Raw genomic sequence first — 26971 nt, 5'->3', positions numbered from 1 at the left:
TGACTGTCATATCAGCTTGGCTGCCACCAGCAGGTCGGCGACAGACTGAAAGGTCCCATCGGGAATCGGGTCTCCATTGCCGGCGCGTCTGGCGATGCTCTTGGCCAGCTCCGCATCTGCCGACCGCGGAATATGCCGAGGAATCGAGCTCACCAGCAGAGCGGCCGCCTGTGAGGGGTCTGCCTTGCAGGTGACCAGCGGTACCGGTGTTTCGCCACGCACGTAGCGGATGCCGACCAACCAACCATCTTCGGTGCCGATCATCATCGAGGCATGTTGTACGCCGACCTTGGCATTCAACTGATGCATTTCACGGCGGCGTTTGCGGCGCTCCTGGTTCATCGTCGGATCGCCTTCCTGATCCTTGCGCTCGCGCTTCTGTTCGGTTTTGGTCATGCGCTGGTCGCGCCGAAACAACCAGCGCTGCAACATCACGTCGAAGCCCCCGACCAGCAAGAACGCGATCAGTGCGGTGATGACCAGTGGCTGCAACAGATCGATGAAAGTGCCCTGGATGCAACCGAAGCCGCAACTGGAGGATTCCATCAACGATTGCAGACCGAGCCGATAGACGATGACCAGCGCAACGGCGAGGGCCAGCATCTTGAATAGCGACTTCAGGAACTCGGTCAGGCCGCGCACCGAGAAGATACGCTTGAAACCCTGTACCGGGTCGATCTTCTCCGCTTTGGGCAGCACCGGTTCGGTGGCGAAGACGAAACCCTGCGAGACCACGATGTTAGTCAGCACGATGATCACGAAAGTGAGCGCCACCAGCGGCAACACCGACAGCAGCAAAACCTCTCCCGCCTGCGCCACCAGGCGTGGCCATAGCGAGTCGAAGGGTTCGGTATAGAGCTGCGCTGTCGTGTCGAGCAGGCCCCGGACGCGTGCGATGATGTCGCTGGCACTGACCGCGATGTAAAGCGTGCAGGCCAGCATCACCATTGCCGTGACCAGATCCGCGCTTTTGGAGACCTGGCCCTTTTTGCGCGCATCGCGAAGTTTCTTCGTCGAAGGCGGTAGTGTCTTCTCTTCGGAAGGTTGCTCGCTCATGCGCTCATGGTGTCATGTCGGTTTCTGCCGAATCTCAAGCCATCTGAGTCTCGAGGTTGCTGCCGTCACCGGCGTAATCCTCATGATTGAAATCGTCCCAGCCCGATTCGGGCAGGTGGCCCTCTTCAGTGTAGAACGCGTATTCGTCGCTACGGTATTCGAAGATGCTCTGGTCATCGGGCGCATCGCGCTGACCGTAGTTCTGCATATACTCTTCGAGAAACTCGTAGCGGTTCAAGCCATCTTCGGTCAGCAGACCGTCCTCGTCCAGGGACGTGAAGAGATCCTTGAGATCGGCTTCATGGCTCTCGAGTGCATTGGTGCGCTTGATGTCCTGGATGATGGAGAAGGGTAACGTCGCGAGCGTCAGTGCGGCAGATACCCAGAAAAGCGGACCGGTGGCGGCGCGAGCAACGGCAATACCCTTGAGCGCCGCGAGCGAGGAAGCGCCCCCGGCAAGGCCGAAGGCACCAGCGGCGACGGTCACGGCGCCCTGGCCGATGGTGGCACCATCGCCACTGTCGGCGCCGCGCTTGATCATCAGCCCACCGAGCGCGATATCCAGCGCGCCGGTGGCCGAGTTGGCTGCGCCATCCAGAACCCTCAGGAAGGAGCTCACGGAACGTGTCGTCGTGGTGGCGTCGGGCAATGCCGGGTTCTTGGCGAATCCGTCCTTGGCGCCTTTGACGACTTTCCCGGCGTCGTCATAGGAGATATCCAGTTTCTTGGCCAGGGTCTCCTGATCGCCGACAGGAGCATCCTTGATGATCTGCTGCATGTTGTCGCTGAAACGCTCCCACGTATGAGGATCGGGAGCGGGTGCCTTACCCTTGACCTTGTCGTCGCCCCAGATCTGCGGCAGCGTCTTGTCGAGGCCCAGCATGGCATTGACGTTAGTGCCATTAACCTTGTCGATGATGTTGCTACCGAGATTGACGAAATGCTGGCTGGCGCCGAAGAAGCTGATGAATTCCTTGGCGATCGCCATGCGTCCTTCGGTGGTGTCGGCGAGTGAACCACCCTTGCCGGCCAGCTGATAGATGCCCGAAGCGAGCGAGATCAGACCGCCGGCCGAACCCAGCGCGCCGTTGCCGTTGAGCGTGCCGATCAGCGACATCATGCCGCCATTGGTCTTTTCGTTGAGCGCCTTGTAGACGCCGTTCTTCATCAGACCATCGATATCCTTTTGGGTGATCGAGCCATTCTTCTGGAAGCGATCCCCAAGCTCCTGTAGCGCCTTGCCGAAGTTCTTCGCCGTCTGCTGATCGTTGAGGTATTCGTTGACGAACTTATCGATCGTCTCCGCCGTGCGTCGTGGAATATCGACACCGGCGCGCTTGAGTGCGGTCAGAACGGTCTTGACCACGTCCTGGGTCGCGGTCGCGGTATTGGCATCGTTGATCTGGTCGGGATTGGCGATCAGGTCGTCGAGATCGGTGACCATCGAATCGACCTGCAGATTCTGGGCGAATTCAGCTGCCTTGTCGGTCTCTTCGGTCGCCGGGAATAGCGTGGAGAGGGCATTGTAGGTCTTCGAAATATCCTGTTCGGCGAGTTCGCCCTGTCCGCTCTCGCGGAGGTCGTTGATGTAATCGATGTACGCCTCGCTGAACGCCGTTTCCTCCAGCCGAGAGGCGATATCATCTTTGTTGGCGACCTTGCTGACGGCGCCTGTCTGTGCCGATGCGTAATCCTTCTGCACGGCTTCGGAGGCAAACAGGTCGCCAAGACGAGCATCGAGTTTTTCGCCATCGACGACCGATGACAGATCGTCGCCGCTAGCGTGATCGAGACTCAGTCCCTCGGAGAGGTCGAGTCCGACCAGATCCAGACCGTTTTCGAGCGCACCCTGGGCGCGCAGGGCTCGGTAGAACTGGGCGCGCTCGTCGTTCTTGTCGATGCTGCCGTCTTCGATGCCCGCCTTCCAGTCCTTGATCAGGTTCTGCCAGGTCAGCTCGCTGACGGTCAACTTGCGTGAACTGTCGTCCGGGTCGGTCTCGCTGGTCTCCATCGACTGAATGTCGACATCGCTGAAGACTGGCAGGTCGTGATCGCGCCGCGCCGTATCCAGCTCCGCATTATCCGCGAGGCGTTGAGTATTGGTCTCGCCGCCGTGCTTCGACCAGTAGCCGTCGAAGACATTGGTGACCTTGTCGCCGTCGTCACCCGCGGCACTACCGATTCGCGCGCGCAAATTATCGTTGACCTGAGTCACGGCATCGCTCGCGTTGACGCCCTCCCTGACCTTGCTGTCGATCAGGTTCTGGTAGAGCTGCGACAGCGTTTCAGAACTGTCGATATGCAGAATGTTGCGGCTGTCGGTGAGCGTGCCGCCGGCCATGGCAGAGGCCAGGGCGTTGAGGTTGTCTTCGTAGCTCGGGTTATCTGTCACGGTGTTGTCGGCGAGAAAATTGTCGTACCCGGCATAACCGGCGCTGATGGCGTCGTCCTTGCCGCCGTGACGATCCCAGTAGCCGTTGAAGACGTTGAGACCGTCATCGCTATCTTTTCCGGTATTGCTTAGCGCGTTGCCGGTGCGGTCAAGCAAATCGCTCTTGGCGTCGTCGATGGCCGCCTGGAGATCCGGGGCGTCGCCGCGCTCACGCTGCTGGTCGAGCTGATACGCCACCAGCTGGCTGAACTGGTTGGCGGCGTCTCCCGTCAGCGGTCTCACCTTGCGGTCGTCGATATCGATGCCTTCGGCCATGTCGGAGGAGAGCGAATTCAGCGTGTCGTCGTAGGCGATGTCGGCCTCGTCGCGATTGGCCAGATAGCTCTCCTGGGCCAGCTCCTCGGTGTCCTCTTCGCCACCGTGACGCTTGAAATAGCCGTCGAAGACATTGCCGACGTCGCCACCGCCGACGCTGTCGATGCGCTCGCGCAGATCGTCGTTGACGTGATCCATCGCTTCCTGAGTATCGTCGCCCTGATCGATCCGGTTCTGGATCAGATTCTTGTAGAGTTGGGAGAGCGTGTCCGATGAGTCGAGATGCAGGATCTTGCGCTGGTCGGTCAGCGTGCCGCCGGCCATCCCCAAGGCCAGGGCATTGAGCTTGTCCTCGTAGTCGGGGTTGTCGGTCAGCGTGTTATCGGCCAGAAAACCGTCGTAGGCGTCATAACCCGCGTCGATCGCGGCCTCTTCGCCGCCATGGCGCTTCCAGTAGCCCTCGAAGACATCGAGGCCCTTGTCGGCGTTGCGGTCGGCGTTGTCGAGGGCATGTCCGATGCGATCGAACAGCGCTTTCCTGGCGTTGTCGATCGCCTTGGACAGGTCGGGGTTCTTGCCGTCGGCGCGCTGGGCATTGAGCTCGGCGGTGACCAGCTTCTCGAACTTGTCTGCGGCGTCTCCCGTCAGGCTGGAAACCCGGCGCTTGTCGATGTCGATGCCTTCCGCCATGTCCACCGCCAAAGAATTCAGCGTGTCCTCGTAATCCTGACGGCCGGGCTCGAGAGTTTCCTTCTCCTTGCCGCCATCCCCGGCCATCTTCTGCGCCAGCTTGAGCACGGAGGTGAAAGCTTGAGTGGGGGCGGACGAGATCGTGCTTTTGTCGAGGGTGACATCATCGTTGACGCGCATCGGCTTGTTCTCTCTGGAAGGCGTTGGCTCGAGGACGCCGACGTTCGATCCATGAAAAGGACGGGGCGGCATCGCGGGAAAACGTCTCCAGTATTCAGGCGCCGGATGACGACCCGATGGCAGCGGCGAAACGCTGAGTAACGGACTGTATGGCTTTAGTGGGGCGGAAGACGGCTATCGCATGGCGCCGAGAATGGCCTCGAGGCGGCCCATGTTGAGATTGACGATATCGAGTTGATCCACCATCAACGGAATCAGGAAGACCACGTAGATCAGCATCAGGAAGGCGAACAGCAGGTTCTTGATCGGCAGCGAGAGATCGAAGGCGTGGAGATTGGGCGCCATCCTGGCGACGTAGGCCAGCATCAGGTCGGCGATCAGCAGCGCGATCACCAGCGGGGCGATCATCAACACGCCGATTTCCATCACCTGATCGAGCAGCCCGAGCAGGGCCATCGCCGAGGTTTGCGACATCAACGGGACGAAGTCCACCGCCGGCCACAGGGCGTAGCTGCGGTAAAAGCCGTCGAGCAGCAGCATGAAGCCGCCGGTGATGAAGAACAGCGCCAGCAGCGTGATCGTCAGCAGCGTCGAGGTCACCCCGGTTTCCGTGGCGCCCATTGGATCGACGATCTGCGCCATGGTCGAGCCGCGTTGCAGATCGATCAGTTCTCCGGCGACCTCGGCGGCCCAGAACGGCACGCCGAACACCAGGCCGATAGCGACGCCGACCAGCAGTTCCTTGATCACCATGCCGGCGACGCTGAAGGTCGACAAGGTCTCCGCGTTCACCATCGCATCGAAAAGCGGCACGATCAGCGGCATCGAGATCGTCACCGCCACGGCGGAGCGGATCATGCCGGTCAGTCCCAGTCGATTGAACGCGGGTGTGACCAGCACCATTCCCAGTGCTCGCGCCACACCGACCGCCGCCGCGGCTATCAGTGGATAGGCGAAGTCGGTGAGGAACTGAGCAAAATCTTCGTAGTTCATGCGCGCGGCTCGTTGAAGCTGGCGCCGAGCCTAGCGTGACCAGGCGGCAAAATTATCCAACACCTGATCGGTGATGTTGACGATCTGACCAGCGAGCAGGGGGCCTGAGACGATCAGCACCAATAGCACTGCCACCAGTTTGACCGCCTGGGGCAGTGTCTGGTCCTGAATCTGGGTCAACGCCTGCAACAGACCCACACCGAAACCGACGGCGATCGCCACGAGCAGTGCGGGTGCCGAGACCAGCAGCACCGTCCACAGGGCGTTTTTCATCAGTGAGAGGAAAATGTCGTCCGTCATCCTAGCCGCCTCCGTAGCTCAGAATCAGTCCATGCATGAGTCGCGACCAGCCGTCCACGGCCACGAACAGGAAGATCTTCAACGGAATCGAGATCAGTGTCGGGGAAACCATCATCATGCCCATCGCCATCAGCACATTGGAGACGATCAGGTCGATGATCAAAAACGGGATGTAGAGCAGGAAACCGATCTCGAAGGCGCGGGTCAACTCGGAGCTGACGAAAGCCGGTATCAGCACGATCAGATCATCGCTTTGCAGGTCTTCGCGCGCCTCGTCCGACCACAGCGTGCGGGTGGCATCGATGAAAAATGCTCGCTCGCGCTCGCTGGCGTAGCGGGACAGATACTCCTGCAACGGCCCGCGTAGCGCCTCGCCGGTCTGCTTGATCTCCTCGACGTTGGCCAATCCTGCCGAGCGCTGTTCGAACTGGTGGGCCATCTCCCCGATCAGTGGCGTTGTGATGTAAACCGTCAGGATCAGCGCAATGCCGTAGAGCACCAGGTTGGGCGGCGTCTGCTGCACGCCGAGGGCGTTGCGGATCAGAAACAGCACTACCGAAATCTTGAGAAAGCCCGTCATCGTGACCACCGCCAACGGCACCAGGCCGATAGTGGCGACCACGATGATGATCGCGATCAAGTTGGGCTGGAACTCAGTCATCCCCGGCGTGTCCTTCATCGAGCGCGAGCCTTACGATCTGTACCCCGATGGCGTCGCCGATCGCGACCAGGCGCCCACGCCCCATCCGCCGGCCGTTGACGATCAGGTCCACGGCTCGCTCCGGTTGGCGTTCCAGCGGCAGTACGCTGCCTTCACCGAGCTTGCGCAGCTCGCCGAGCGACAGTTCCAGCCGGCCCAGCTCGCAGGTCAGCTGTACCGGCAGGTTATCCATGACAGCATCGGCTTCCAGCGAGGGTTGGGTGGGCGATTCTTTTTTGTCCACAGGGGGTTCGCTCATGACACTCTCTTCGAGGGATGAATTCGCGTGTGACTCAGGACGATTCGCGATCAACGGCCCAGTGGCCTGAAGTCCGGTTTCGCCAAAACGAGCGCGGCAGCCGAAGTGATCGGCCAGATTCAGTTGGACCTCATCGTCCGTCGCCGTATCGAGCATGATCACATCGCCGGGATGCAGGCTGCGAAACTCGCCCAGCGTCAGCGTTTGCCGGCCACACTCGACCCGAAGTGTGGAGATGATGCCATTGGCCGGCGCTCGCTGTGCCGGAAAGGCACGGTCGAGCTGCGGCAGCAGCCGCTCGGCGGTCGGAATGGCAAGATCGAGGGCCAGCGGGTGAGTTTCGCCATCGAGCTCGAGGATGAAACAGAGACGCATCGTGGACTCGGGCGGTGCCGATTTGCCGGGTATCAGACGAATGCCCGCGCCCAGTGAAGCCTCCAGCGGCTCTAGCCACTCGAGCCAGACGACTTCCAGCCACATGGCGGCCAGTTCGGCATCGATGTCGTGCCATTCGCGCAGGCGGTCGGGGTGCTGGCTAAGTCGATCAAAGGCTCGAGCGCTACCGCTTAGGGTTAGCCGTTCCTCGCCAAGACAGAGCGTGATCGCCTGCGCTTGTTCGACATGCGTGTTTTGGTCGAGCAGACGCAGGCTGGCCACATGGCCGTGCCAGTCGAAGCCGAGCGGCTGGCGGGGCACGTGCAGGGCGTTATGCAGCGCGAGCCGGGAGGCCTCGACGCGTGGCAGTGCCGATATCGCCAGCGGGGTGACTCGGGCCGCTGTGGTATCTCCCGGCGAATCGGCTGTGTCGGTCGTGTCAAACAAGGGCTGGAATCGAGTCTCGGGCGGCGCCGACGACAGGTTCGTCATGTGATGTCTCCTTGCCCCTGGCGCGCCTCTTCCATCTCCAGTTCCGCCAGACGCTCGGCATTTATCGCCATGGTGCGCTGTTGATCGGTTTGCAGACGTTCCAGCGCCCGCTGGGCTCGCAGGCGTCGGCCCCATTCGGCGGCCTGTGCATCGCGTTCTTCTTCGGCGAGCTTGAGATGACGCGCCTGCGATCGGCGCTCGTGAAGCAGCGTCTCTCGATGCGCGGCGTCGTCGGCCATCGTCTGTTGCCAGTCGGCCAGCGCTTCGGCGTTGAGCGGGCGATTCTCGCTGGCTTCGAATTGTGCCTGGTCCCGTTGATTGGCGCTGCGTTGGTGTTCCACCAACGATTGCTCCAGTACCTGACACTGTGCCGCCAGATCTTTGCAGTGGCGCTGGCCTGTCGCCAAGGCTTCCTCGGCCAGACGCGTGCGCTGACGTCGCAGCTGCATCAGGCGTTCGAGCTGATGCGGTGAGGTCATCGGGCGAGCTCCCTGAGCCGCTTCAGAGTCTCTTTAAAATCGCTGAGGTCATCCCGCGACTGGCGCAAAAAGTCATTGATCGCGGCATGCTTGCGAATCGCTTCATCGGTGGCGGCATCGCTGCCTTCACGATATTCGCCCACCTGAAGCAGCAGCTCGACGTCACGATAACGTGCCATCAGGTCGCGAATCTTGCCGGCGTCATGGCGGTGGTCCTTGCTGGCGACGGTCTCCATCAAACGGCTTCGGCTGGCCAGCACGTCGATCGCCGGGAAGTGATCGCGGCGGGCGAGATCGGCACTCAACACGATATGTCCGTCGAGAATGGCGCGCGACTCCTCGGCGACCGGGTCGAGCGTGCCATCACCTTCGGTCAGCACCGTGTAGATTGCCGTGATGCTGCCACCGGAAGCGCCGCCGGGGCCGGCGCGTTCGAGCAGTCGGGGGAGAGCGGCGAACAGCGACGGCGGATAGCCGCGCCGGGTTGGCGGCTCGCCAGCGGCGAGACCGATCTCGCGCTGAGCGCGAGCAAAGCGGGTAAGGCTGTCGACCAGTAACAGCACGTCACGTCCCTGGTCGCGGAAATACTCCGCCACGCTGGTCGCGACCAACGCGGCGCGGGCCCGCTCGATCGCCGGACGGTCCGAGGTGGAGACGACGCAAACGGTACGGCGTCGAGCCTCGGCATCGAGCTGGACATCGAGCAGCTCTCGCACTTCACGCCCACGCTCACCGACCAGCCCGAGGACGACGACTTCCGCGCTACTGCCTTTGACAATGGCCGAGAGCAACGAAGATTTACCCACACCGGGTTCCCCGAACAGGCCGATACGCTGGCCTCGGGCGACCGTGTTGAGCGCGTCGATGGCGCGCACGCCAAGTGCCAGAGGATGCTCGATCAGTTGGCGGGTCAAAGGGGGCGGAGGCTCTGCATGCACAGGATACTCGTGCAGAGAGCCGTCGGTTCGTGAAGCGTTGGCGGTTGGTGGAGAGGCGGATTGTGAGGCGTCGACCGACGGCGCCGGCGGGGTGTCCAGCCACTCGCCGAGCGGGCTGATCACGCGGCCGAGCAGATCATCGCCGACGGCCACGCCCTGAGCGCGGCCGGTGGCGATCACCTCGCTACGGGTCGATAACCCCTGCAGCTCGCCGATCGGCGAGAGCACGGCGTCTTCTTCCTCGAAGCCGATCACCTCGGCAGCGATGCGACGACCGCTGACGGGGTCACGCAGGTAACAGAGTTCACCGATGCTGACGCCTTCGATACTGGCGTGGATCAATAGGCCTCGAATCCGTCGCACTCGGCCGTTGATCTGGCGGGTTTCGGTCTGCGCGATACGTTTGCCGAGCCTCGGCAGCAGACCGTCGAGCGCTGTGAGGGCGTCGTCATTGTCGTCGGGCGTCGCGGATATCTCTGTGTTCATGCCGATGCCTTGCCGTCGAACAACGCCTGACGAAGAACGTCGAGCTGCGAATCCACGCCGATATCCATGACCGCTACCGGGCTGACCAGCAGGCACTGACCTGGCTCCAATTGAGCGTCGGCTTCGACCTGAAAATCGACCGTTACGGGCGGATGCTCGGCAAGCAGTGCGGCCACGCGGGACTCCAGTGCCGGGGCCACGCGAATGCGCAGGCGATGTTCGTGACGCCACTCGGATAGCGCCTGACGTACGCAGCGGGCGATCAGATCGGCGTCATCGAATTCGCCGAGCAGTCTTCGGACCAGATTCAGCGAGAGTTTGGCAAGGGCGGGCTCGAGGCTCTCCAGATAGCGTTTGATGTCGGCCTGGGTTGTCGCCAGCAGCTTTGCGGCCTGAGCTTCGCCATCACGACGGCCGGCTTCGAAACCTTCGGTGTAACCGGTATTCCGCGCCTGCTGGGACGCGGCGGCCTGATCGTCTGCCCGCTGGCGTGCCTGATCGAGAAAGGCATAACCGTCGACCCAGGCTTCGGCTTCCGCGGCGCGCAAGATCACCTTGCTGGGGCGTGGGGGGAGTGAGTTCATGCCGGATCACCGCCTTGTCGAGTGGCCTGGTCCTGCATGACGTTACGCGAGAGTAGATGCGCTGCCGCCAGGCGGGCGATCTCCCTGGCCTTGTCCTTGTCCTCATGGCTGCCGATGTCGATGTGGTCGTCGACTGCAGGCTGTTCAGAGGAATCGCTGGCAGTTAGCTGTCCGAGCCAACCCAACTGAAGCCAGGCTCGCAGCGAGGTCGGTCGTGTCTCCGCCCACACCAACAGGCAGCGGCTGCCGGCCCGTTCGATTCTGGTCTCGAAGGCGTCGAGGTCATCCCCGACGGCTTCGTCGGCGTTGCCATGGCTGCGATGGGTCAAGGCCAGCGCATAGAGATCGGCGCCCAGACGCTGCTTGAGCGCGGCGACGCGTGGCGCCTGGATTTCGCGAACCACGGCATTGGCATGGACGATGACGCCGGCTGCACGAACGCAGTCCGTTAGCGCGGCGGCATCCAGCTGGCGCAACGCGTGATCGGCGGCGTCTGCCTCGGGCAGTGCATCAATCGCGGGTAAGTTGTGGCGGCGCCGCAGTCGCTCGGTCAGGCGCTGTCGAAAACGCGGCTGCGCGACCCAGCGTTGCAGGGTCGCATCCAGGGCGATGCCGTCCAGACATTCGACCCAGTGTGTCCGATCGATGCGCACCGGCAGTTCGGCGTCGGCCGCTGTCATCATGATGGTGTCGCCAAATCATAGGGGCGTTGGCGGCGCTGCCGCCAGATCAGCCAGCCCACCGCAAGGCTCAGTAACAGGATCGCCGCGATCATCAGGCCGAATAACCACCCGACGCTGGCGACGCTGGTAGCCGGCATCGCGATGCCCAGAAACGAACTCATCACCGGCTGCGGCGTCGAGCGTGTCTCTTCCGGGAGGCGAGAGACGACCGGCACCACCGAGACCTTGTCGTAGGAGAGGCCGGCGATGCCGTTGGCGACCAGCGTCTTGATCTGGGGAATCAGCGGATCGATATCCAGCGACGGGATATAGCGCACGAAGACCGATGCCGACGACGGCGTGCTGTTCTGCTGCAGTAGATCGTTGTCCGGCAACACGACGTGAACGCGCGCCGACAGCACGCCGTCGATCTGGGAGACGGTGTGAGACAGTTCCTGGCTCAATGCGTAGATCATCTGGGCGCGCTCCTGTACGGGAGACGATACCAGACCGTTGCCCTGAAAGACCTCGCCGAGGTTGGTGAACTTGCGCTCCGGCAGGCCGGCGCGATCAAGCACGTCGACCGCTTCAGCGAAACGATCCTCGTCGACGGTCACCGTCATCTGGCCTTCGTCGTCGGACTGTCGATTGGCGGGAATCCCGTTGCGTGCCAGTGTGGCCACGATCACGTTCGCCTCGCGCTCATCGAGGTGCGTGTAGAGGTTGGTATCGCAGGCCTGCAGCAGCAGAGCCATCATTAGCAATGCAATGACCTGCAGCGGACGTCGATATGGATATCGGAACACGCGTGAACGGCTAAAGCGTCGATCGAAGTGCAAGTGTCATTGACCTTTCAGCAGAGTATTGGCCGAGCCGGAGACCTGCGTGGCGCCACGCACCACCATGGTGGTTTCGATAGAGTGATCGAAGACCTGCCCCAGCGAGTCGACGACCTTGGCCATTTTTTCATCGCCGATCGCGGAGGGCGCATCACCCGCATCCGGCGCTGGCGAGGTTTCATGGGTCGTTACCTTGGCGAAGCGGTCGGGCGCCTGCGCATCCGGAATCTTGGCCTGCTGCGCGAACGTGTTGACCCGGTCGACGAAACCGTCGAGGTTGTTGATCAGGTTCGAACCCAGCTCGCTGGGGCTAGCCCCGGCAGGAGAAGCGCCAGACTGACTCGCCATATGTTCGAACAGATTCTGCGAGGCCAGCGCCTTGGCGCTCGTTTCCGTTGCAGGGGGCGTCGGTGTCAACGCCCCGGCACTCGGTGGTGTCACGGGAGTCATCATTCACCTCGTCGTCAGGCTCGTGTCTTTTTCGACTGATATCGTCACCAGCAGCGCCGCGAACGGCAGCAACCGCCAATCGTTACTGCATCGAGTGGCGGTTGCTGCCCTGGATGTGTCGAGTCACGGAGTCGTTACTACCCGCTCCAGCTTTCACCATCAGGTCCACTCTTAACCACCCAGCTTGGTCTTACTCGCCCAGCTTGGTCTTCACCACTCAGCTTAGTCTTCACCACCCGACATGGCTTCGCTCAGCATGTCTTTCATCATTGGCATCAGAATCAGCTGTCCGCCGACCTGGACCATGCCCTCGTTCATGGTTTCCTGGAATTTGGCGTTGTCGAGCGCGTCGTCGAAAGCCTGGGAATCGGTGGTCGAGTCACTGGTTGCGTTGCTGCTGCCTACGGCATCGATAGCCATGTATCGTCTCCTTCGGTTTTCGCATTGACCGATCGGCAAACGCGCCGTCGGTGAGTCATCGCAATACTGCTGCCTTTCTTCCCAGGCATCACTCGCGAGTGGCTGGCTGCGCCACACTGCCTCGGAACACTCTGACTTCGCCGGGCTTGGTGAGCGTCGGCGTTCGGCGCAACGCCTCCACGCGCCGTGCCACTTCCGCGAGCCATGACGGTGGTCCCATCGCCTCCAGGCGATGGCTGCCATCACGAATCTCGGCGCTTAGCGGGGCGCCGATCCTGGCGGCTTCGATATCGGTGCGCAGACTTGGCACGTCCACGCCATTGAGATCGAAGCTTTGCCGCCCCAGCTCTTCACGGGCGGCGACATGCAGCACGTATCCGTCGAAGAACCACGCCAGGCCGTTTGCCTGACACACCTGCGCGAGAAAATCGGCGGCGGTGGTGGCATGAATATCGCCACGAACCTCACCATCGACGGCGTCGCTGACTTCCAATGGTAGCGACAGGTTGCGGCCGAATTCCTGCAATACGTCACGTACCTTCTGGTCGATCACCACGTATCGATAACTGCGCTCTCCCCACGGTGGATGGCCAGAAAATGACGCAGGTGCTGCCGCAGACGTCTGTTCCAGAGAAGATGCAGGTGCCGCGAATACTGTGCTCCAAGGCGCGGCAACCAGGATAAGTAATGCCAGCACGGCGGCAGGTGGAAAGCATTCACGTCGTCGTGGAACGCTCAGCCAATGTGATGCATCCTCCCCGTGCAACGGACCGTGTTTATCAACCCTAGCAAGATCGTGATGACGGTTTAGTAGACTGTTGTATGTCTTCTTGTGACTTTCGCTTGTGTTCTGTAAAGGCTTGTCATCACATGATGAAATTCGACGCTGCCCCCAACCGCCGGTTCTCCGGTACGCTGTCTCTCCACTCCACGAGCCCCTGGACTGATTCACGGATGAAGGCACCTTTTAAGCATTCTCGGTTTGCGTACGCCGGATTCGTGCACACTCGGATGACGCACTGTCGGCTCAAGTGCGCACTGGCGGCCATCGGTATCGGCTGTCTGCTCTCGGCGTGTGCGGCTACACCGACCGGTAGCACCGAAGGCCGGCTGCTCAAGCTCGCCGATGACGTCGATCAGCGCGGTGATCATGCGACGGCTGCCGCCATGTACGAACGCGCTCTGGAACAGGGTGAAGCCTCCGCTGATATTCAGGTTCGTCTGGGCAACGCACGCCTGGCTGCCGGTGAGCCTGCCGCGGCTGCCGAAGCGTTTCGCGCGGCACTGCACGAGGATATCAATCTGGCTCCGGCGCTTTTGGGGCTGGGAACGGCGCAGCTGCGTCTGGGCGAGCCGGAGAGCGCGTTGCGTAGCCTTTCCCGAGCCGCGCCAGCGATCAATAGCGTCTCGGGTTGGAGCCGACTCGGTGCGGCTCAGGCGCTGACAGGTCGGCCCGGGCAGGCGGTGGCCGCCTTCGACAAGGCTGTTGCGCTCGAACCGCGGGACCTGGATCTCCAGGCCAATCTGGCGCTGGCCGAGTCGCTGGCCGGCGATAATGCCAGGGCGGTGGCTGCCATGCGTCAGATCACGGCTTCCCCGCTGGCCGAGGCTCGACATTACCGCAACCAAATTCTGGTGCTGGTGCTCGCCGGGCAGACCGACGAAGCGCGTCGCGTCGAGATTCCCGACCTGCCGACCGCAAAGCGCGAGTTGCTGATCGCCAGCGCCGAACGTCTGGCTGCCATCCCCGGTGCCGCCGAGCGTGCCCAGGCACTGGGACTGGCCATGGCATCGCGCCGCGACTGACGGCGTTTCGAAGTTACAGGCCATTGGTGGTCGCGGTGTTGCCCATCGCGCTGCGCGCCTCGTTCTCGAGCATGGCGCGCCGCTCGCTGGCGCGTTCGCGGTCATTGAGACGCTCGCGGGCGGCGTTGGCCACCGGTGCCGCCTGCGCTGGCCCCATCTCTTGCCCGCGAGTCAGATCCTGAGGATTCGCCACCATCAGCTGAAGATTGAGATCATTGGCACAGCCCGGCGGCAGTGACACCAGACCGGTGTCGTCGGGCTGTGTCTGGCACAGATTGGGAATCGTCACCGATTGGCTGCCCGCCACCGCGCCTGATGGTTGGGGATTGGCGACGGCGACTTGTCGATAGCCGCTGGTCCAGTTCATAGGTCCCATCGACGATTGGCAGCCGGCCAGCAACCCGAGGCTCAGAAAAACCGACGCCAGCAGCGGCACGAGGCGCCATGTCTTGCGTATCGATGCGGTCGGACTTGATGACATGGTGCTGTTCTCCTCATTCATTTCAGCTTCGATCATTGCCGCCTCGGTCATTGCAGATAGAAGCCGAAGGGATCATCGATGCCGGCGGATCGAGCATGCTGTGCGGGATCGTCACCCAGTCGCGGATTGGCGCTGACCTGAGCCCGATCCAACGGTGTTCTCGGTGCCGGCGATGAGGAGGGACGAACCAGATAGGGCGTGATCAGAATCACCAGTTCTGTCTCGTTGCGCTGGAAGCGGCGCGAGCGAAACAGCTGGCCCAGAATAGGAATATCACCCAGCACCGGAATGCGCTCCAGCTCATTGGAGACCTGGCGCTGAAACAGTCCGGCAATGGCGAATGTCTGACCGCTGCCGACTTCGACCACGGTATCGGCTCGGCGAACCTGCAGCGACGGTACGTCGTAGCCGGCGATCTGAACGTTGTCGCTGGTCAGACTGCTGACCTCAGGACGCACTTCCATCGAGATACGACCATTGGGCAGCAATGTCGGCGTACTCAGCAGCGATACCCCGAATTGCTTGTACTGAATACCCACCAAATCGCTGTTGACCGGCACGGGAATCGGAATTTCTCCGCCTGCCAAAAAGCTCGCCGTCTGCCCGGAAACCGTGGTGATATTGGGCTCGGCCAGAATTTGCAGCAAGTTGTTCTGCTGTAGCGCTTGCAGCAGACCGTCGACCCCCTCGCTGCCGGGAGAGCTGGCAATATTGCTGGTCAGCACGCCGAACGAGAACGAGCCATTGTTGATCAGCGCATTCCAACTGACGCCGTAGCTGAGCAGTTCGTCGCGGGCGACTTCGGCGAAACGCACTCGGATGTTGATCTGGTTGGTGCCGTCGTAGGTGGATCGATCGAGACTGCCGCCGGCCGGTGCCTGAGCATCGAGCGTCGATTGGGTCGCCATGGCGCCCTCCACCGAATTGCTGCGGCCCTCGGCTATCAGTTGATTGCCGGCCATGTGCAGTCGCACCTGGCTGTCTCCATCGATACCGCGCAGTGCTTCGCTTGCCTGGGCATCGCCATCGCGCACCTGCAGGCGCAGCGATGCCTGGCTTTCATCGTCGGCGCCGAGAGCGATCAGGTTGGTGTCACCGGCCTGCTTGCCGAATAGATAGATCACGCCTGGCGAGACGACCTGCACGTCAGCGACGGCGGGATTGGCGACGAACACCGAAGCCACCTGCTGATCGAATCGCAGAATGCGCCCTTGGCCGGTCTCCACACTCATGGCGCCACCGGAAGCATCGATGGCGACATCACCCTGGGCCGGCAATGAAGTGACGATCAGTGACGTGACGGTGGCCAGTAACAGTAGCGTTACCTGCGATATCAGACGAATGGCGGTCTGGAACGGTTTGACGTCGATGGAGATTGCGCTTGCCTTCATGAATGTTGCTGCCACTGTGTCACGGGTATTCTCCATCCCAGCTGATCCCATTTTTGTTGATCCCGTTCCTGTTAATCCAATCGCCATGCCGGGTCGCCACGCTTGGCTATCATTATTGGTTTTGATGACTTTATATCTTTTTAGGCTGTGTAACGCTTTTCCATTGTGTCCGGAACGGACTCTTTGGAGTGTCAGCGACGCTTTCTCGGTCGAATCAGGACTTGGCTTGCGTCTCGGCCTCCCGTCGAGATGCCGGTTTCGGTAAACGTACTTGGGCGATCGCCTGCAGACTGAATTCCGGCGCAATTTCCGGCCAGGCCATGACCGCAAGGTCTATGTCATGCTGCTTGAGCCACTGCTGCAGCGTGGCGCGCACATCGCTGGCAACGACCACCACGGGATGCAGGTCGGCATCGAGTGTTTCCAGCTGTTGCTGGAACCAGGCGTTGAGCGCTCGTGATAACGGTGCCGGCAGCCCGCTTCGCAGGGGTTGATCCTCGGCATGGCGTTGGGCGCTGCGCAGCGCTTCTTCCATCGGGCGGGTTGCGATCCAAGCCGGTAACACTCTGTCGCTGCGGGCGTGACGATGACTTATCTGGCGCGCCATGGCGGTACGGATGCGATCGGCCAACCGAGCGCTGCTGGATTCCTGCGGTCCCCAGGTCACCATTGCCTCGAGAATGGTGCGCATGGCGCGAACTGGCACGCCTTCGTTGACCAGTCGGCGGAGGATTTCCGCCATCTTCTGCAGCGACACCACACGGACGGCTTCGGTGACCAGCTCGGCGTAATCCGACTCCATGCGCGACAGTAGCGCACGGGCTTCCTGAATGCCGACGAAGTCGCCAGCGTAGCGCATCAACGTACGCTCCAGGCAGCGTTCCAGCACCTGATCTGGCGTGCGATATCTGACACCGGCATCGGTCAATGCGGTGCTCGCGGATTCCGGCAGCCACTGCCAGTTGCCGCGTCCGGCCAGCGCCGGATGCGTCTCCGTCGTCAGTTCGAGCAATTCCAGGGTGCTGGGATCATCATCCAGCAGCACTTGAGATTCCGGCAGTTCGCCGTTGAGCACCGGGACTTCGTCCAGTTCGACCGCAAAGCGGCGTGCGGCAAGTGCCGGTTCCAGCCGTAGTCCGACGGAGGGAATGGCGATGCCGAGATCGCGCTCGACCCGCTCACGGGCAGCCTGCATCCCCTCACGCAGCACTTCTAGCGGCAGCGTATCGGCGAGACCGGCACCCAGGCATAGCATGACACGATGCTGCCGAGGGTCATCGTCGGCCGAGCGAGAGAGACTTGAGTTAGAGAGGTCTGAGTGGGAAGCCGCGGCGTCATGGGCGGCATCGTTGGATCTCAGGGCTGCTGTACCTTCCGCTCCTGCCCCTGTCTCGGGGGCTTCGTCGGTCTGCTCGCGGAGATGACGTCGGCGTAAAATAAAGGCAGCGCTTCCCAGTAACGCCGAGATAGCCAGGAAAACGCCGGTGGCAAAGCCCGGAATGAAGGCCGCGCAGAACAGTACCGCCGCCGTCAGCCCCAGCGCCTTGGAATTGCTGCCCAATTGACCCACGATCTCGCTACCCAGATCGCTGGCGTTGTCGGAGCTAACGCGAGTGACGACGGTGCCGGCACCTATCGAGATCAACAGGGCGGGAATCTGGGCGATCAGACCATCACCGACGGTCAACAGCGAATAGGTTTCCACGGCCTCGCCGAATGGCATGTCGTGTTCCAGCATTCCGATCAACAGGCCGCCGATCAAGTTGACAAAGAGAATCACCAGCCCGGCAATGGCATCGCCCTTGACGAACTTCATCGCCCCATCCATTGCCCCGTAAAGCTGACTTTCGCTTTCCAGCAGCGAACGTCGACGACGAGCTTCGGCGTTATCGATATCGCCGTTACGGGCTTCATTGTCGATACTCATTTGCTTGCCGGGCATGGCATCGAGAGTAAAGCGTGCCGCGACTTCGGCGACGCGCTCCGAACCTTTGGTAATGACCAGGAACTGGGCGACGGTGATGATCAGAAACACCACCATGCCGATGACGACTTCGCCGGCAATAACGAAGTTTCCGAAGGCGTCGACGATCTGGCCGGCATCGGCATCCAACAGAATCAGCCGAGTGGTGGTAATCGATAGCGACAGGCGAAACAGTGTCGCCAGCAAAATGATCGGCGGTAGCGACGAGAACTCGACCGGATGCGAAATATAGAACGCCACTACCAGAATCAATAGGCTGAAGGCGATGTTGATGCCGATCAGCGCATCGACCAGCGCGGTCGGTAGCGGAATGATCATCATCACCACCGCCAGCACCATGAAAGCGGCGATGATCACATCGCTGCGCTGAGAGGCGCGGCGAGCCACCATGTTGAGACGACCGAGAATCTCGTTCATGCCGCAGGCTCTCCCCGTTGATTGGCGTCGGTCGATGGCGCCCCGAGCCGACGCTCTTCCCGCTTTCTTCGTTCGAGATACGTCTGAAAATGTTGCCGAGCGGATGCATGTTCACCGTTCAGCCATTCGGCCCGGCTGCGTAATAGCAGCAGTGTGTTGTCGTGTTGTCCGTTGGCCTCGAGACGAGCGATGACGTTGATCGCGCGTTGTCCATTACCGGTGGTCAGAAATCCTCGACACAGTGCGTGAAGCACGCCGAGATGATCCGGAGCCATGCGATTGGCGATCAACAGCAGTGCCAGTCCTCTCTGAGCCTGCCCACTCTTCAAATACAGATGCCCCATCAAATGGAGCAGGTCGGCGGCGTCGCGATCATCGTTGTCGTTCATGCGATTGTCTGTTTCATGAGTCGAAGAGGGTTCATGAAAGACTCTTCTCACCAGGATCATCGTCTAGCGAGGGTGCCATGGCTTCATTCATGCGGCCTTCCCACGCCTGACGCCATTCGAGCTCTTCGCCAATGATGTCTCGTGCCATGGCGACGATGTCGTCATCCGCTTCCAGCTTGGGCAAGATGCTGTCGACCACGTGCTGTAGCAACTCGATGCTGCGTGCATTTTCATAGCTCCGGGAATCGCTGGCTGCGGGTTGCGCCAATGCATCCAGTCGATCGGCTAGAGCCGGTTGATCGGTCTGTCGGCTACGCGATTCGCTGACCGCACGTGTGAACGCCGTATCCTTGGGCGGCGTCTGATCGAAGGATTCGGCATCGATGCGTCCGATCGGCCCGGCGTCGGCACGAGATGCACGATAGCGATCTCCTGGCATCAGGCGATCAGGAATCTTCATGGAACGACAGCCCCGTCAGCGCGCATGGCGTAGTTGAGAGATGAATCGTTAGAAATCGATCGTTCAAAGCGTCAGCGCAAATTGATCATCACCGCGGCGGAGCATGATCTGATCCGATTGAATCGCTGAGATCACCCAGCCGGACTCTAGCGCCGCACCGGGGTAGAGTCGCTTCCCCTGATGGTCGATGACATAAGGGTTATCACCGAGCCACACGGCCTGTAGGCGCAGATCGGGCTGGGCCGGCGCCTGTTGCGGTTTAGCGTCGTTGAGTAAAACGTTGTGGCTACCATAACGTTGATCGAACCAGCGCTGAGTCTGGTTCCACGTTTCGGCCTGCGCTGCCGTGTATTGACCGGAGACGCTCAGGTAGCCGCCATGATCAGTGACCTCCAACGTGGAGAGCCCGGCGCTTGTTAGCTCCTGGCGCAAAGAGGCCGCCGGGCTGAGGCGTGCGTCGTTGACCAGTTGGCGGGACCCTTCTATGGCCTGCGTATCGAGTGTGGCAGGTGACGAGTAGTTACCGATGCTGGCACCGGCCTGGTTGACGTCGATGAACTCGTAGAGCGCCAGTACCCCAAGCGTTGCCACCAGGGCCAGCAAGGTGAAGGCGCGATTGAGGGAGCTGCGCCAGCGTGGTGGCAGCGTCGGAAGCTTGGGAAAAGCGGGAAGCATCGGTGACGCCGCGGGGCGCGTCAGCTTCAAAGCGACGTCATGGAAACGCAGCTCGGCTGGCAAGTCGCTACGTAGCCCGGTGCCCCGGGTGACAACGCGACCGTTGACGATGACATCGCTGCCAATGGCTTCGACAGCCATCTGGCGCCCGTGAAAACGTAGCACCAAGTGTTCGGCCGTCGTGCCAGAATCGCCCAGCACAACATCGGCAGTCTCATCACTGCCGATTCGGCAAACCGGATCGGTCAGCTCGATCATCGCTCCGCTATGTAAGCCAGCGGTGACCCTAAGCGTCGTTACGACTTCGCTTGCCGACGCCGAAGAGGAGGAGGCGGGTTTCATGCGGTTAACTCGCTAGTGTCGTACGAAGCATTGAGAAATTCCTTGGCTGTCCGTGCCGAATCGATCAGGTCGGAGAGCCAAAGAAGCTCCTGGGATGGGTCTCGTTTTTCAGGTTGTTAGCGACTTTGCGAATGTGTCGCCTCGATTCATCATCTCCCGGCATTACAGTCTTCATTTGTTGGACCAAGGGCCGTCACGTGAACGTTCTGCCGATTTGCCGGATGATGGGGTAGAAACGCCGCGAGCGGCATATCGCCGCTCGCGACTGGCCGCATTAGTTCTGCGGACGCTGCTTGGTCGCGTCGAGCATCGTCTTCTTCTCGGTCGTGACCTTGGTAATTTCCGCGGATTTCTCGATCGCCTGATCAAAAACCGCTTTCAACTGACTAATGGAAGAATCAGCGCTGTCGTTTGAAGTCGACGGATCGATTGCAGGAGTATCAGCCATGGTATTTCTCCTAATAGCGTGAGTTTCAGAGTCCGCAATTCTAGCGGCGCTAGAAAAGGTGCTAGATCGAATCCGCAATATTAGCGAGACGTCAGGAACGCGATCCAACGTAATTCAGGTTACTGGGTTTGCGTGACAAGAGGGCTAATTTGAAGTAAATATTTGATTCTTTGCGTATCGATTAAGTAAGCAAAATAAAAGCTAGGTTTTGCTTTCAAGTTATTGATAATAAATAAAAATATATTATATTGAACGTTCATTCAAATACCTGATATGGCGCTTTTATTACTTTATATTACATTAAATCGGTTGTTTGAATGTGTGTTGCGCCTTCGTTATAGCGGTTCACGATATGAATTGGGGGGTTGTGCAATAAATTGCACGTCTTGCTTGAAATGAGAGTTTCTATTCTAAGAATCAGTATTTTCTTAATTAAAAATGATTGAATAAACGTCCCGGTGTCGTTATCCAGAGACGGCGTTGATTATCAATGTCTCTCAGTGGCGTCATCCCCTGATCGGTTGAGCGCCGCATCTGCAACCCCGCCATCAAAGTCCAACCGGCGTTAACTTGATTAACGCTAACGACATGAATTAACCGTGGTGAATTTTCTCTTTAAATTCAATCATTTATTGATGTTCTTCGGTGGTGTGACTATAGTCTATCTCCTCCTTGGGGAGTAGCCGATCACCGCTGTGCTGACTGCCGGTGGTGATGTTCGTGTCAACACACTCGGCAATGCCGTGGCACGAACGCCGGGTCCGGTTGGCGAGACCATGGACATCCGCAGTGCAACGTCGGGAATTGCGGATGTCGTGGCGATATTACCGGCTGGATAAGACCATGAACCCTGCTTCTCTCGTATTGCTTGCCTTTGCCATGTCGACCGATGCCTTTGCCGCATCGATCGGCAAGGGCGCGGCCCTCACCCGTACACGCTTTCCCGAAGCGCTGCGAATCGGCGTGATCTTCGGTACGGTCGAAGCGATCACGCCGATTATCGGCTGGGCCGTGGGGTTGGCAGCGACGCGATTCGTCTCCGAGTGGGATCACTGGATCGCCTTCGTGCTGCTTGGCGCGCTTGGCGGACACATGATCTGGGAGGGGTTCAAGCCGGTCGACAGCGAAGCGGATCACCAGAAGATACCGGAGCGTAAATCGGTCTGGCTGCTGGCCGTCACGGCGCTGGCGACCAGCATCGATGCCATGGCGGTTGGCGTGACCCTGGCTTTTGCCGACGTCAATATCCTGGTCGCCGCGCTGGCGATCGGTCTGGCGACGACCTTCATGGTGACCATCGGCATCATGCTTGGGCGTGCGATCGGCTCGCTGATCGGCAAGCGCGCCGAGATCGCCGGCGGGATCGTGTTGATCGCAATCGGTATCACGGTCCTCTATGAGCATCTATTCGCCCACATGGGTTGAAGCCTTTCCGCGCGCTGGCGCCGCTCGCTGTCTATGCTGAACCGTGATCCCGTCACGGAGTAACCGCATGTCTCCCTCGCTCTGGCAACGTTCGCTTGCCGATTTCCAGCACGCCGTTGAAACCCGTTCCACACCGGGATGTGGCGCGGCCGCGGCATTGAGTGGCTGCCTGGGTCTGTCGCTGATTCTCAAGGGCGTGCGGTTGCATCGAGGCGAATCCGATCTCGATCGTCATCGCTGCCGACTGATAGAAGAGGGCGATGGGCTGCAGAAAGCGCTGGCCGAGGCCGTCGATGACGATGCCGCGGCGTTCGCCGACTATCTCGAAGCGCAGCGTCTACCGAGTGATACCGGCGCCGAATCGGAGCAGCGTGATTCGGCTCTGCGCGAAGCCCGCGATGCATCGATTCAGATTCCGCTGGCGGCCGCCGAGCGATGCCAGGACGGGCTGGTGCTGGCGGCCGAGGCGCTGTCGCTGACGTCGTCGGCGATGGAGAGCGACACGCTGGCCGGCGCGACCATGCTGCGCGCCGCGATGGACGCGCTACTGATCGGCGTCGAGTCCAATCTCGAGGCTCTGCCCGATCCCGCGGCACGGCGGCAGTTGGAGGTTCGCTGTGGCGAGCTTCGCGACAGCGCTCGAGCCAGCTGTCATCGGCTCGGCATTGACGCCTCATGACGCCAGCACGCTCCCCCACGCCACTGCCAGCAGCAGTAGTGCCAGCGCGCGATTGAACCACTGCCACTGGCGTTTGGTATGAAACAGACGGGCGACACCGCTGCCGATCATCCCCCAGAGGGCCAGGCAGGGGAGCGCCACGATCCCGAACGTTAGCGCCAATAGGCCGATCTGCGTCGCGCTCGACGCCGAGTCGGTGAACACGCCGACGACCGATAGCGCCATCATCCAGGTCTTGGGATTGACCAGCTGCAAGCCGGCAGCCTGTCGGGGGCCGAAAGCCGGCGCGCCTGATCTCTCCGCGTCGGTCTCGATGCTCGGGGGTTGGCTGCGATAGAGCCGCCAGGCCAGCCAGGTCAGCCAGCCGACGCCGATGGCGGCCATCAGCTGGCGAACGACGGGATAGGCCAGCAGCGTCTGCGACAACCCCAGGCCCACCGTCAGCACGATCGTGGCCGCCGCCAGACTCGCGCCGAAGACCGCCGGTAGCGTGCTTTTCCACCCACGGCGCGCGCCTTGAGTGAGTATCAGCAGATTGGTCGGCCCCGGGGTGATCGAAGCGACGAAGGCGAAGAGGGCAAACGGTAGCCAGGCAGACATGAGCGACTCCAGAAATGGCGTGGAGCTGGGACTATCGCGCCGTGATCGCCGCGCGTCTGGAAGGTTTGAGCAGTCGCCTACGTCGAACTCGCCAGGAATTCCGGGTTCGATTCAGTCGGGTTGGATTCAGTCTCGGGTTCAGTTCAGCCGGTCCGGGAGCAGCGCTGACGATAGTCCGCCGGGGTCAGGCCATAGGCGCGCCGGAACCAGCGACCCAGATGGCTCTGGTCGGCGAAGCCGAGCTGGCTGGCGACCGCCGCCGGGGATTCGCCGCCAGCGAGCCGCTGGCGGGCGAGACTCAGGCGCAACTGCACCAGATAGGCATGGGGTGCCAGCCCGAAGGCCGACTTGAAAGCGCGGGTCAGGCGGAAGCGATCGACGCCGCATTGCTCCGCCAGTGACTGCAAGCCGATGTCCTGTTCGCAATGCGCATGCAGAACGTCCCGGGTGCGTCGAGCAACGGCGGGTAGTCGCGGATCTTCCCGCTGGCGTTCTCGCCAGCCCAGATGCGGAATCAGCCCCTGCAGCAAGGCATCGAGAGCGTCATCGCGCTCCAGCCGCGAGGTTGGGAGGCGTAGCGTGGTGAAGGCACGGGCGACATGGGTGATCAATCGGGGGTCCTCGACCAGCGTCGAGGCGAAGCCCGGCTCGCCGGAAGCCGTACCGGTGACCGCGAACTGGCGCAGCTCGCGTTGAAGCCAGGCGGGGTCGAGATAGAGCATGGCGTAGGTGAAACCGCCCTCGGTCGGGGCATGGCCGTCGTGAATCTCGCCGGGCTCGACGAAAAACAATCGTCCCGGCGTGCTGTCATGGCGGGTACGACGACAATGGAACTGCTGCACGCCCTGTTCGGTGAAGCCGACCAGGTAGCTGTCGTGCCAGTGGGGATCGTAGGCGTGGCCCTCGAAGTGGGCGCGGATCGTCTCGATGCCCGTGTCACCGTCCTGCTGCAGATCGATCCAGTTCGTCGATGTCATGCTGCCTCCCGACCGGCGCTAGGACTCGATGCCCGCAACGCCCGATCCGTTCAGCATGCCAGAGGGCGAGGTTCATGTCTGGAACGTTCGTGCAGTCTGTAACGTTCGTGCACCGGCAGGCATCAAAGGCGCCTCTAGCGGGATGTTCAGTCCGGGACCGGTGTCTCGAACGTATCCCGGCGCCGGATCGTCAGCGTGGTGCCGATCGAGGCGGCGATCACTAGCCCGATGGCCAGCCATTGCAGGGTGCTCAATAGCTGGCCCAGGAACAGCAGCCCCGACAGTGCACCGATCGCCGGTTCCAGGCTCATCAGCGTGCCGAAGGTCTGCGTCGGCAGCCGCGGCATCGCGATCATCTCGAGCGTGTAGGGCAGCGCGGTGGAGAGAACCGCCACCGCCAGCGCGTAGGGCAGCACCTCCGGCGCGAACATCGCCGTGCCCACATCGAGCAGGCCCACCGGAGCGATGACGACGGCGGCGATGGTGACGCCAAGCGTGGCGCTCTGGGCGCCGTTGATGGCGCCGGCCTTCTGTCCGAACAGGATATAAAGCGCCCAGCACACCCCGGCGCCGAGCGCACAGGCCGCGCCGTAAGGATCGACCGGGCCGCTGCGATCATCGCCCAGCAGCAGCAGGCAGGCCAGGCCGATCACGGCGAGAGCCACCCACACCAGATCCAGCCAGCGTCGCGACGACAGCATCGCCACCGCCAGCGGGCCAGTGAACTCGAGCGCCACCGCAATCCCCAGCGGCAGGGTCTGCAGCGCCTGATAGAACAGCAGGTTCATGATCCCGAGGGCGACGCCGTAGATCAGCGTCGATTTCCACGCCCGACGGCTCAGCGGCTGGCGCCAGGGGCGCATGACGATCAGCAGTATCAGCGCGGCGAAGATCAGGCGAATCGAGGTCGTACCGGTGGCGCCGATGACCGGAAACAGCGACTTGGCGATGGAGGCGCCGCTCTGGATCGAACACATTGCCACCACCAGCATGGCCACCGGCCAGATCCTGGCAAGCAATTCGCGCATGGCGACTGACATGACACCTCCGAAAGTGTGCGGCATGATGGCTCGCCAGACATTGCCACGGTGCCATGCCGGCGGCCGATGGCATTCGACGAGAGCCGCGATTGTACGGATGGGCAATATATTGCACAAGGCTAACGAGCGTCCCGACGTACTGGTCCACGTGGCTGCCAATGTGAGACGTCGGCGCCAGGCCGCAGGGCTGAGTCAGCAGGCGCTGGCGGATCAGGCCGGTGTGAGTCGACGCATGCTGGTCAATATCGAAAAGGGCGACGTCAACGTCAGCCTGAGCACGCTCGATCGTCTGGCCGAAGCGTTGGGGGTGCTGTTCTATGCGTTGGTGCAGCCGCCCGATAGCGAAGATTCGGCGCGTATCGACGAGGTTGCCTGGGTGGGAAAGCATCCCGACAGTCGCGCTCGACTGCTGGCGAGCAAACCGGCGCGGCAGGAGGTCGAGCTATGGTCGTGGTCGCTCGAGCCGGGGGAGGTCTACGAGTCGGCCGCCGATGATAACGGCTGGCACGAGATGCTGGTGGTAATCGAGGGAACGCTGATCCTGACCCTCGGCGAACGCGAGCTGACGATCGAAGCCGGCGACTTCCATGTCTACCCCAGCGACCAGCCCTATCGTTATCGCAACGACGGGGCGGGCCGGCTGCGCTTCATCCGCAACGTGGTGCACTGAAGCCGAGCTACGAGCTACGAGCTACGAGCTACGAGCTACGAGCTACGAGCTACGAGCTACGAGCCCGGGCGATACCGACTCTACAGCCCGGCCTTGTCCAGTCCGAACGCCTTGTCGGCAGAGCCGGGGATCGCCTGAAACGCCACGCTGAGTCGATTCCAGCCGTTGATGGCGACGATCAGGAAGGTCAGGTCCGAAAGTTCCGCTTCGGAGAAATGACTGCGGGCTTTGTCGTAGAGGCCATCATCTACCCCGTGCTCGGGCAGCCGAGTCAACGTTTCCGTCCAGGCAAGGGCAGCACGTTCGCGCGGGGTGAATAGTGTCGATTCTCGCCAGATAGCGACATGGTGAAGTCGCAGCTCGCGTTCGCCGTCGATTTTCGCCTCCTTGACGTGCATGTCGACGCAGAAGGCGCAGCCGTTGAGCTGGGACGCTCGCAGCGTCACCAGATGCTTGATCTCTTTGATCACCTCGCTCTGCGCCAGCGCCATGTTGAAATCGATGTACTTCTGCGCGGCCTGGGGAGAGGTCTGGTAGTAATTCACTCGGGCTTTCATGTCGCTTACCTGTCTGGATC

The 26971-nt window shown here is 61.3% G+C and carries 29 protein-coding genes and 1 riboswitch; of the genes, 4 read left to right on the top strand and 25 right to left on the bottom strand.

The window, feature by feature from the left end; genetic code table 11:
* Positions 1-6: 6 nt before the first annotated feature.
* The 14 genes from DOM58_RS12370 to DOM58_RS12305 form a co-directional block, all read right to left on the bottom strand.
* Entirely contained in the window at positions 7-1056 is a 1050-nt protein-coding gene (locus DOM58_RS12370; protein ID WP_110693107.1) for an EscU/YscU/HrcU family type III secretion system export apparatus switch protein, read from the bottom strand.
* Between the two features lie 34 nt (positions 1057-1090).
* The gene (locus DOM58_RS12365) at positions 1091-4633 is read right to left on the bottom strand and encodes a hypothetical protein (protein WP_110693106.1); all 3543 of its coding nucleotides are present in this window, start codon (positions 4631-4633) and stop codon (positions 1091-1093) included.
* Between the two features lie 174 nt (positions 4634-4807).
* On the bottom strand, positions 4808-5626 hold the full coding sequence (sctT, locus tag DOM58_RS12360; RefSeq protein ID WP_110693105.1) for a type III secretion system export apparatus subunit SctT: 819 nt from the start codon (positions 5624-5626) through the stop codon (positions 4808-4810).
* A 30-nt stretch (positions 5627-5656) separates the two neighbouring features.
* Positions 5657-5926 carry a type III secretion system export apparatus subunit SctS gene (sctS, locus tag DOM58_RS12355; protein WP_075560538.1) on the bottom strand — a complete coding sequence of 90 codons (270 nt, stop codon included), beginning with the start codon at positions 5924-5926 and terminating at the stop codon, positions 5657-5659.
* A 1-nt stretch (position 5927) separates the two neighbouring features.
* Positions 5928-6587, bottom strand: a complete 660-nt coding sequence (sctR, locus tag DOM58_RS12350) for a type III secretion system export apparatus subunit SctR (RefSeq protein ID WP_075560539.1) — start codon at positions 6585-6587, stop codon at positions 5928-5930.
* Positions 6580-7752: a type III secretion system cytoplasmic ring protein SctQ gene (gene sctQ, locus DOM58_RS12345; protein WP_157957539.1), complete on the bottom strand. Its 1173-nt coding sequence runs from the start codon at positions 7750-7752 to the stop codon at positions 6580-6582. Before sctQ ends, sctR begins: the two co-directional genes overlap by 8 nt.
* Positions 7749-8231 (bottom strand): hypothetical protein, encoded by a 483-nt coding sequence (locus DOM58_RS17490; RefSeq protein WP_075560541.1) that lies wholly within the window; start codon positions 8229-8231, stop codon positions 7749-7751. The genes sctQ and DOM58_RS17490 overlap by 4 nt, the downstream gene beginning before the upstream one ends.
* Positions 8228-9655 carry a FliI/YscN family ATPase gene (locus DOM58_RS12335; RefSeq protein WP_110693102.1) on the bottom strand — a complete coding sequence of 476 codons (1428 nt, stop codon included), beginning with the start codon at positions 9653-9655 and terminating at the stop codon, positions 8228-8230. The genes DOM58_RS17490 and DOM58_RS12335 overlap by 4 nt, the downstream gene beginning before the upstream one ends.
* Complete coding sequence (sctL, locus tag DOM58_RS12330; protein WP_110693101.1) at positions 9652-10239, bottom strand: type III secretion system stator protein SctL; 588 nt, start codon at positions 10237-10239, stop codon at positions 9652-9654. The genes DOM58_RS12335 and sctL overlap by 4 nt, the downstream gene beginning before the upstream one ends.
* Positions 10236-10922 (bottom strand): hypothetical protein, encoded by a 687-nt coding sequence (locus tag DOM58_RS12325; protein ID WP_110693100.1) that lies wholly within the window; start codon positions 10920-10922, stop codon positions 10236-10238. The genes sctL and DOM58_RS12325 overlap by 4 nt, the downstream gene beginning before the upstream one ends.
* Complete coding sequence (sctJ, locus tag DOM58_RS12320; RefSeq protein ID WP_280951139.1) at positions 10919-11665, bottom strand: type III secretion system inner membrane ring lipoprotein SctJ; 747 nt, start codon at positions 11663-11665, stop codon at positions 10919-10921. The genes DOM58_RS12325 and sctJ overlap by 4 nt, the downstream gene beginning before the upstream one ends.
* A 78-nt stretch (positions 11666-11743) precedes the next feature.
* Entirely contained in the window at positions 11744-12190 is a 447-nt protein-coding gene (locus tag DOM58_RS12315) for a hypothetical protein (protein ID WP_223162177.1), read from the bottom strand.
* Between the two features lie 222 nt (positions 12191-12412).
* Positions 12413-12610 carry a hypothetical protein gene (locus DOM58_RS12310; protein ID WP_075560545.1) on the bottom strand — a complete coding sequence of 66 codons (198 nt, stop codon included), beginning with the start codon at positions 12608-12610 and terminating at the stop codon, positions 12413-12415.
* Between the two features lie 88 nt (positions 12611-12698).
* Complete coding sequence (locus DOM58_RS12305; protein ID WP_110693098.1) at positions 12699-13163, bottom strand: type III secretion protein; 465 nt, start codon at positions 13161-13163, stop codon at positions 12699-12701.
* Positions 13164-13621: 458 nt separating this feature from the next.
* Here DOM58_RS12305 and DOM58_RS12300 point away from each other — a divergent pair, with 458 nt between their 5' ends.
* On the top strand, positions 13622-14416 hold the full coding sequence (locus tag DOM58_RS12300) for a tetratricopeptide repeat protein (protein WP_223162176.1): 795 nt from the start codon (positions 13622-13624) through the stop codon (positions 14414-14416).
* Between the two features lie 13 nt (positions 14417-14429).
* Here DOM58_RS12300 and DOM58_RS12295 read toward each other — a convergent pair whose 3' ends face one another.
* The 7 genes from DOM58_RS12295 to DOM58_RS17595 all read right to left on the bottom strand — a co-directional run bounded on the left by DOM58_RS12295 (position 14430) and on the right by DOM58_RS17595 (position 21003).
* Complete coding sequence (locus DOM58_RS12295) at positions 14430-14897, bottom strand: hypothetical protein (protein ID WP_139313544.1); 468 nt, start codon at positions 14895-14897, stop codon at positions 14430-14432.
* Between the two features lie 47 nt (positions 14898-14944).
* Positions 14945-16288 carry a type II and III secretion system protein family protein gene (locus tag DOM58_RS12290; RefSeq protein WP_110693096.1) on the bottom strand — a complete coding sequence of 448 codons (1344 nt, stop codon included), beginning with the start codon at positions 16286-16288 and terminating at the stop codon, positions 14945-14947.
* A 214-nt stretch (positions 16289-16502) separates the two neighbouring features.
* Positions 16503-18689 (bottom strand): type III secretion system export apparatus subunit SctV, encoded by a 2187-nt coding sequence (gene sctV / locus DOM58_RS12285; protein WP_110693095.1) that lies wholly within the window; start codon positions 18687-18689, stop codon positions 16503-16505.
* Entirely contained in the window at positions 18686-19078 is a 393-nt protein-coding gene (gene sctY / locus DOM58_RS12280; protein ID WP_110693094.1) for a type III secretion apparatus assembly chaperone SctY, read from the bottom strand. The genes sctV and sctY overlap by 4 nt, the downstream gene beginning before the upstream one ends.
* 31 nt (positions 19079-19109) lie before the next feature.
* A complete protein-coding gene (locus DOM58_RS12275; protein ID WP_157957537.1) occupies positions 19110-19538 on the bottom strand; it encodes a hypothetical protein in 429 nt (142 codons plus the stop codon).
* Positions 19539-19601: 63 nt separating this feature from the next.
* Positions 19602-20555 carry a SctD/MshK family protein gene (locus DOM58_RS12270; RefSeq protein WP_110693092.1) on the bottom strand — a complete coding sequence of 318 codons (954 nt, stop codon included), beginning with the start codon at positions 20553-20555 and terminating at the stop codon, positions 19602-19604.
* 274 nt (positions 20556-20829) lie between these two features.
* Complete coding sequence (locus tag DOM58_RS17595) at positions 20830-21003, bottom strand: hypothetical protein (RefSeq protein WP_167369271.1); 174 nt, start codon at positions 21001-21003, stop codon at positions 20830-20832.
* Between the two features lie 662 nt (positions 21004-21665).
* A riboswitch (yybP-ykoY riboswitch) is annotated at positions 21666-21770 on the top strand.
* A gap of 76 nt (positions 21771-21846) precedes the next feature.
* Between DOM58_RS17595 and mntP the strand changes: the two genes are divergently transcribed.
* Both mntP and DOM58_RS12260 read left to right on the top strand, forming a co-directional pair.
* Positions 21847-22428, top strand: coding sequence for a manganese efflux pump MntP (mntP, locus tag DOM58_RS12265; protein WP_075560743.1), 582 nt, complete (start codon positions 21847-21849; stop codon positions 22426-22428).
* A gap of 67 nt (positions 22429-22495) precedes the next feature.
* Entirely contained in the window at positions 22496-23107 is a 612-nt protein-coding gene (locus tag DOM58_RS12260; RefSeq protein WP_110693091.1) for a cyclodeaminase/cyclohydrolase family protein, read from the top strand.
* On the opposite strand, the gene DOM58_RS12255 is transcribed toward DOM58_RS12260, so the two are convergent.
* The 3 genes from DOM58_RS12255 to rhtA all read right to left on the bottom strand — a co-directional run bounded on the left by DOM58_RS12255 (position 23102) and on the right by rhtA (position 25724).
* The gene (locus DOM58_RS12255) at positions 23102-23707 is read right to left on the bottom strand and encodes a LysE family translocator (protein ID WP_110693090.1); all 606 of its coding nucleotides are present in this window, start codon (positions 23705-23707) and stop codon (positions 23102-23104) included. The genes DOM58_RS12260 and DOM58_RS12255 overlap by 6 nt on opposite strands.
* A gap of 143 nt (positions 23708-23850) precedes the next feature.
* The gene (locus DOM58_RS12250; protein WP_110693089.1) at positions 23851-24684 is read right to left on the bottom strand and encodes an AraC family transcriptional regulator; all 834 of its coding nucleotides are present in this window, start codon (positions 24682-24684) and stop codon (positions 23851-23853) included.
* Between the two features lie 146 nt (positions 24685-24830).
* Positions 24831-25724 (bottom strand): threonine/homoserine exporter RhtA, encoded by an 894-nt coding sequence (gene rhtA, locus DOM58_RS12245; RefSeq protein ID WP_245392253.1) that lies wholly within the window; start codon positions 25722-25724, stop codon positions 24831-24833.
* 97 nt (positions 25725-25821) lie between these two features.
* On the opposite strand from rhtA, the gene DOM58_RS12240 reads away from it, so the two are divergent.
* On the top strand, positions 25822-26394 hold the full coding sequence (locus DOM58_RS12240; protein ID WP_110693087.1) for a helix-turn-helix domain-containing protein: 573 nt from the start codon (positions 25822-25824) through the stop codon (positions 26392-26394).
* An 80-nt stretch (positions 26395-26474) separates the two neighbouring features.
* Here DOM58_RS12240 and DOM58_RS12235 read toward each other — a convergent pair whose 3' ends face one another.
* Positions 26475-26951: a carboxymuconolactone decarboxylase family protein gene (locus DOM58_RS12235; RefSeq protein ID WP_110693086.1), complete on the bottom strand. Its 477-nt coding sequence runs from the start codon at positions 26949-26951 to the stop codon at positions 26475-26477.
* Positions 26952-26971 lie beyond the last annotated feature (20 nt).

Origin of the sequence: Salinicola halophyticus, assembly GCF_003206695.1 — a bacterium.
Taxonomy (GTDB): Bacteria; Pseudomonadota; Gammaproteobacteria; order Pseudomonadales; family Halomonadaceae; genus Salinicola; species Salinicola halophyticus.
This window is presented reverse-complemented; position numbering and strand designations above follow the sequence as displayed.